Source organism: Deltaproteobacteria bacterium (assembly GCA_020845895.1).
Taxonomy (GTDB): domain Bacteria; phylum Lernaellota; class Lernaellaia; order JACKCT01; family JACKCT01; genus JADLEX01.
This window is the reverse complement of sequence record JADLEX010000019.1, coordinates 1-6,995: the sequence shown is the minus strand read 5'-3', so window position 1 is coordinate 6,995 and position 6,995 is coordinate 1. Positions and strand designations below refer to the sequence as shown.

Below are 6,995 nucleotides of genomic sequence, written 5' to 3'. Positions count from 1 at the left end.
TCTCGATCTGTCGCCGAAAAAGACGGTGCTGATCGAGGAGAGCGTGCTCGGGTGGAAGGAATACGAGCTCGAGGTGATGCGTGACCGCATGGACAACGTCGTCATCATCTGCTCGATCGAAAACCTCGACCCCATGGGCGTGCACACGGGCGATTCCATCACCGTGGCACCGGCGCAGACGCTGACCGACAAGGAATACCAGATCATGCGCGACTCGTCGCTGCGCATCATCCGGGAGATCGGCGTCGACACGGGCGGCTGCAACATCCAGTTCGCGGTGAACCCCGACACGGGCGAGCAGGTGATCGTCGAGATGAATCCGCGCGTGTCCCGGTCGTCCGCGCTGGCGTCGAAGGCCACCGGATTCCCCATCGCCAAGATCGCCGCCAAGCTCGCGGTGGGCTACACGCTCGACGAGCTGACGAACGACATCACGCGCAAGACCCGCGCGTGTTTCGAACCGACGATCGACTACGTGGTCGCCAAGATTCCGCGCTTCGATTTCGAGAAATTCCCCGACACCGACAAGACGCTCACCACGCAGATGAAATCCGTGGGCGAGGCGATGGCGATCGGGCGCACGTTCGCCGAGGCGATACAAAAGGCGATCAACTCCCTGGAAAACGGACGCTATCGTCTCGGACAGGCGACCCGGTTCATCGAGGACGGGCGAATCGTGGACGCCGAGGGGCTCGAGGAAAAGCTGCGCGTGCCGACGTGGAACCGCATTCACTATATCGCCGAGGCGATGCGCGTCGGGATGAGCGTGGAGGAAATCTTCGCGAAGTCGAAGATCGATCCCTGGTTTCTCGCGTACATCGAGCAGATCGTGATCGAGGAGACCCGACTCACCCGGCTTGCCACCGAGCGGCCGGACCGGCCCGCGCTCGAACGTTGGGACGCCGGCGACTGGCGAAACGCGAAACGCATGGGCTTTTCGGATCGGACGCTCGCCGAGCTGCTCGGCATCGACGAGGTGTCCGTGCGGGATCACCGCAAGTCGCTGGGCGTGACCGCCACCTACAAGATGGTCGATACCTGCGGCGCGGAATTCGAGGCGTTCACGCCGTATTTCTACTCCACCTACGAATCGGAGTGCGAGGCGAGTCCCGACGACTCGCGCAAGGTGATGATCCTCGGCGGCGGGCCGAACCGGATCGGGCAGGGCATCGAGTTCGATTACTGCTGCGTTCACGGCGCGATGGCCGCGAAGGAAGCGGGCTTCACGTCAATCATGGTCAACTGTAATCCCGAAACGGTGTCGACGGATTACGACACCTCGGACCGCCTCTACTTCGAGCCGGTGACGTTCGAGCACGTCATGAACATCGTCGATACGGAAAAGCCCTTCGGTGTCGTGCTGCAGTTCGGCGGTCAGACTCCGCTCAAACTCGCGCAGAATCTCGAGGACGCCGGCGTGCCGATCCTCGGCACCTCGCCCGACGCCATCGACCGTACCGAGGACCGCAAGCGGTTCGCCCTGATCGTCAACAAACTCGGCCTGCGCCAGCCGCCCAACGACACCGCGATGAACGTCGACGAGGCCGTCGAAGTCGCCGATCGGATCGGATATCCGGTTGTGGTGCGTCCCTCGTACGTGCTCGGTGGGCGCGCGATGGAGATCGTCCACGACGAGGAATCGCTGCGCACGTACATGAAGCACGCCGTGCTCGTGACTCCCGACAAACCGATCCTGGTCGACAAGTTTCTCGAGGACGCCATCGAACTCGACGTGGACGCGGTCTGCGACGGCGAACTGTGCGTGGTCGGCGCGGTGATGGAGCAGATCGAGCGCGCGGGCGTGCACTCCGGAGATTCGAGCTGTTCGATTCCCACGTTCTCCTTGTCCGACGAAGTCCTCGATAAGATCCGCCGCCAGACCGAAGCGCTCGCATTCGAGATCGGCGTCATCGGGCTCATCAACATTCAGTTCGCGGTGCAGGGCAGCGAGGTCTTCCTGCTCGAAGTCAATCCGCGCGCGAGCCGCACGGTGCCCTTCGTCTCCAAGACGATCGGCGTGCCGCTCGTCAAGATCGCGACGAAGGTCATGCTCGGCCAGAGTCTTCGGGATCAGGGATTCACTGACTCGGTGATTCCTCCGTATTTCGCGGTGAAAGAGGCCGTCTATCCCTTTATCAAATTCCCGGGCACGGACACCCTGCTCGGCCCCGAGATGAAAAGCACCGGCGAGGTGATGGGGATCGGATACGACTTCGGCGTGGCTTTCGCCAAGGCCGAGATCGCGGCCGGCAACCGCCTGCCCAGCCGCGGGCGCGTCTTCCTCTCGGTCAAGGAGTCCGATCGTCACTTCGTTCCCGATCTCACCAAGCGCCTGACCGAGCTCGGTTATCGCGTGGTGTGCACCAGCGGGACGGCGCAGATCGCGCGCGACGCGGGCATCGCCGTCGAGGTCGTCAACAAAGTCCACGAGGGCAGGCCGCACATCGTCGACCGCATCCTCAACGGCGATATCGACCTCGTCATCAACACGACCTCGGGCAAGGCTGCCATCGCGGACAGCCGTTCGATCCGGCGTGGCGCGCTGGAGCAGGGCGTGCCCTACTTCACGACCATCCCAGAAGCCTTTGCCGGACTTCGCGGCCTCGCGGCCGGCAAGCCCGAGGATTGGAACGTGCGCTCGATTCAGGAGTATTATGAGGCCGCCCGAAGGCGTTAGTCGGCGAGGGGGCGGGTCATGACGGTGCGGGTCGCGTGCGCGCAGATCAACCCGGTGGTGGGCGCCGTTCCGGCAAATCGCGACCGCATTCTGGAGTACCTGGCGCGCGCGCGCGATGCCGGGGCGGATCTCGTGCTGTTTCCCGAGCTCGCCATCGCCGGATACCCGCCCGAGGACCTGCTGCTCAAACCGCATTTCGTGGACCTGTGCGAGCGCGCGCTCGCTGACATCGCGGCCGAGGCACGCGGAATCGTCGCCGTCGTCGGTACGCCGATCCTCGATCAGGACGTCTATAACGCGGCGGCGGTCTGCGCCGACGGCGAGGTCGGCCTGGTCTACAAAAAGGTCCATCTGCCGAACTACGGCGTCTTCGACGAACGTCGGTATTTCCACGCGGGCGAGTCCGCGGACGTCATCACGCTGCGCGGCGAGGGATTCGGGCTCACGATCTGCGAGGACATCTGGGTGACCGACGGTCCCTATGTGGACGCGGCGGTCACGGGTCGCGCGAGCGCGATCCTCAACATCTCCGCTTCGCCGTTTCATGCGCGCAAGACCGAGCAGCGCGAGCGCATGCTGCGCCAGCGCGCGGTGGACAACGGCGTCTTCGTCGTGTTCTGCAACCTTGTGGGTGGTCAGGACGAACTTGTCTTCGATGGCGTGTCGTGCGTGATCGATGTCGAGGGAAACGTCGTGGCCCGCGCGGCGGCGTTTGAGGAACACCTGCTCGTGACCGATCTCGACCTGGAGCGCGCCAGCCACGGACGCCTTCGCGATCCACGTCATCGCGACGCGTCCCCCGCGCGGCGAGCGCACGCGGCGCCGGTGAGGACGACGCCGGTTCCCGTGGTGGGCTCGCGGCCCGCCCCGCCGGTTGCTCCCGTCGTGGAGGCGATTCCTGACACGACGGATCTGCTGCTCCGCGCTCTCACGACCGGCGTGGGCGACTACGTGCGGAAAAACGGTTTCACGAGCGCGCTCATCGGCATCTCGGGCGGGGTCGACTCGGCGCTCGTGGCCGCCATCGCCTGCCGCGCGCTGGGGACGGAGCACGTCTGGGGCGTGTTCATGCCGAGCCGATTTTCGTCGGACGACTCGCGCGAGGATTCGGAGCAACTTGCGGCGACGCTGGGTTTTCGCCTCTCGACTGTTCCGATCGAGGATGCGTTTCACGCGTTCGGCGATGTGCTTCGCCCGGTCATGGAAAACCGCCCGCCGAATACCACCGAAGAAAACATTCAGGCACGAATTCGAGGCGTGATCCTGATGGCGCTCTCCAATCAGTTCGGCCATCTGGTGCTCGCGACGGGAAACAAGAGCGAAATGAGCGTGGGATACGCGACCCTTTACGGCGACATGTGCGGCGCGTTCGCCCCGATCAAGGACGTCGCGAAGACACGCGTGTACGACCTGTGCCGCCGATTCAATGGGCAGGCCGGTTCCGAGGTCATCCCCGCGCGAATTCTCACGAAGGCGCCCACGGCGGAACTTCGCGAGAATCAGAAGGACTCGGACTCGCTGCCCGAATACGCGGTGCTCGACGAGATCCTGGAGATGTACGTCGAGGAAGAACTCTCGCTCGGTCAGATGGTCGAGCGCGGCGTCGATCGCGAAACCGCATCGTGGGTGATTCGTCAGGTCGGCCGAAGCGAGTATAAGCGCCGGCAGGCCGCGCCCGGCGTGAAGATCACTCCGCTCGCGTTCGGCAAGGATCGCCGTCTGCCCATCACCGAAGGATTCGGCCGTTTCGAGGCGGGCGAACGGGACGGCGGCGAGTGACGGACGTTTCGATGTTCGACTTCTTCCTCGCGGGCGTCATCCAGGGTTCGCGTGCGGATCGGGATGTCGAGCCGCAGGACTATCGTACGAGGATCAAGGACGCCGTCGCGACAAAGACTCCGACGCGCACGATCTATTGCCCGGTCGATCACCACCGCGACAGCCCCGCGTATGACGACGCCGACGCCGCGCGCGTGTTTCATCACCACATCGAGCTGGCTACTCGCTGCCGTTTTCTGATCGCGGTGCTGCCGACCGCCAGCATGGGCACGGCCATCGAGATGTGGGAGTGCGCGCGCGCGGGGGTTCCCGTCCTCGCGATTACCCCGATGACGCACAACTGGGTGGTGCGGCTATTCTCCGCAAAGGTATTCCGCGACATCGACGAGTTCCGCGCATGGTTGTCGGAGGACGCGCTGGGCGTTATTGTCCGTGAAACCGAGAAGAAGTCGGCTTCCCGCGACACGTGAGGGTGCGATGGACGCGACGCAACGATTCGCGGTCGTGATGAACAACAAGGCGCGCAAGGTCAAGGCGCACACGATCGAGATGGTCTCGCGCCACGTCCCCGATGAAGACCTGTTCGTCACGCAGACCTTTGAGCAGTCCGACGCCTGCCTTCAGGAAATCATCGAAAAGAGATATCCCCTGGTGTTCTGCGGCGGCGGCGACGGCACGGCGATGCGCATCATCGAGCAATTGCTGCGCCACGTGAAGCGCCTGCGCCAGAGCGGTCGCGAAGCCGCCATGCCGCGCATCGGCCTGCTCAAACTCGGCACGGGCAACGGTTGGGCGGGGCAGCTCAAGGTTCCGCCGAAAACGGACCCGATCGACCGGCTCAAGCGCGGCGCGCCTTCGCGGTTTACGCGCTTTTCGATGCTGCAGGTCGGCGACCGGCTCGCGCACATGGGCGGGCTCGGCATCGACGCGGCGGTGCTGAACGACTACATCGCGCTCAAGAATCGGCACCACGCGGGGTGGCGATGGAAGTTCGCCAACAGCATGTGGGGCTACATTTACGCCATCGCCTTCGTTTCCATCCCGCACTTCATGCGTCACGGCTCCACGTGGAACGTCCGCGTCTACAACGACTCCGACGAGCAGGTCTATCAGGCCGCGATCGGCGAACAACCGACGCGGTTGGGATTGCGACGCGGCGACCTGCTTTACGAGGGACCGCTCAGGTTCGTGGGGTTCGCCACGACGATGAACTACGGATTCGATCTCAAGGTTTTTCCGTTCGCGGCGACGATGCCGGCCGGATATATGCAGTTGCGTCTGGTCTCCACCTCGATTCCCGGCCTGTTGGCCCGCGTACCGCAGGTGTGGACGGGGACCATTCGGCACGCGGGGGTTCGCGACTACCTGCTTACGCGTGTGCGGGTGGAAAGTGACGACGACGTCCCGTTTCAGCTCGGCGGCGATCCTGAAGGAACGGTGCGATCGGTCACCGTTGGCGTGGCCGCGGAAACCGTCGAAGTGCTGGATTTTTCGTGACCGACTTCGCAAGTCGCGGCGCGCGGGATTGGCCGAATTTTCCGTGGCACCGCGTTTGGAAAATTGGATTCATCGGATTCGTTTATTGAGCCGATAGAGCAAGTATGAGACGTTTTCGCGTCCAAGCGCCGCAACTCGCGCTCGCGACCGGTCATCGGACGGAGTCGATCACGTGAACTCGGCGTTCTTCGAGGGCGAAGCCCTTCAGCAGACGCTCGAGTCCATGGTGGCGGAGCGGGCGCGCGCGGAGTTGTCGTCCACGGGATACGGCGATTTCGCGCTCGTGCGCCTGATGAAACTCACGCCGGAAGGCATCCTCGTTTTTCCGCAACAGATCGAGCTCGCCAAGGACCTCATCGCCCTGCGCGGGGCGATCGTGATCCGCCTCGTCTGGCAGAACGCATTCTACGAATTCCAGTCGGCCATCGAGCAGTGGGTGGACGTGGAGCGAGGCGAGGTTTTCATCAAGGCTCCGACACGAATCGATCGCATTCAGCGGCGCGACAGCTATCGCGTCGGCCCGTCGATCGCCAATCCGATCAACATCCTCGCGTTCGGAAAGCGTCGGGGGAAGGACATCGCGTCCCTCGTGGTCTTCAATATCAGCCTTTCGGGGATCTGCGTGCTCTTCCGCCAGACCCCGGAATTTCATCTGGGAGAGACAATCGACCAAATCGAAGTCCAGCTCGCGAAGTGCGGAACGATCCGGATTTCCGGCGAGATTCGTCGCATCCACGCGGGGTCGGAGAAGTACGTCGAGGTGGGGATTCGATTCCAGACGTTTTCGCCGGGCGCGAAGAACGCGCTCGCCCAGTACATGCTCGCCCGTCAGCGCGAGGATCTGAGTCGAAGGCTTTGACGGTCGGAGTTGTCCCGAGTGAAAAAACAAACGGCGCGGCTTGTGGCCGCGCCGTTTCTCGTCTTTGGCCATTCACTAGACAAATTTCCCTGATCTGACGTCGGCAGGCGTTAGTGGCTTGCGCGACGGGCGGAATTTCTGTATGGGGGTGACTAGTATATTCACTAGATATCGGAGGCGGTC

5 protein-coding genes are annotated in these 6,995 nt (G+C 63.5%); all 5 read left to right on the top strand.

Going from position 1 to position 6,995, the window contains the following annotated elements:
• Positions 1–2,677 (top strand): carbamoyl-phosphate synthase large subunit (gene carB, locus IT350_02170; GenBank protein MCC6156830.1); only part of this gene is annotated, 2,677 nt, incomplete at its 5' end.
• A gap of 18 nt (positions 2,678–2,695) precedes the next feature.
• The gene (locus IT350_02165; GenBank protein ID MCC6156829.1) at positions 2,696–4,456 is read left to right on the top strand and encodes an NAD+ synthase; all 1,761 of its coding nucleotides are present in this window, start codon (positions 2,696–2,698) and stop codon (positions 4,454–4,456) included.
• An 11-nt stretch (positions 4,457–4,467) separates the two neighbouring features.
• Complete coding sequence (locus IT350_02160; GenBank protein ID MCC6156828.1) at positions 4,468–4,926, top strand: hypothetical protein; 459 nt, start codon at positions 4,468–4,470, stop codon at positions 4,924–4,926.
• 7 nt (positions 4,927–4,933) lie between these two features.
• Positions 4,934–5,953, top strand: a complete 1,020-nt coding sequence (locus IT350_02155) for a hypothetical protein (GenBank protein MCC6156827.1) — start codon at positions 4,934–4,936, stop codon at positions 5,951–5,953.
• A 172-nt stretch (positions 5,954–6,125) separates the two neighbouring features.
• Positions 6,126–6,812: a PilZ domain-containing protein gene (locus IT350_02150; GenBank protein ID MCC6156826.1), complete on the top strand. Its 687-nt coding sequence runs from the start codon at positions 6,126–6,128 to the stop codon at positions 6,810–6,812.
• Positions 6,813–6,995: the final 183 nt, after the last annotated feature.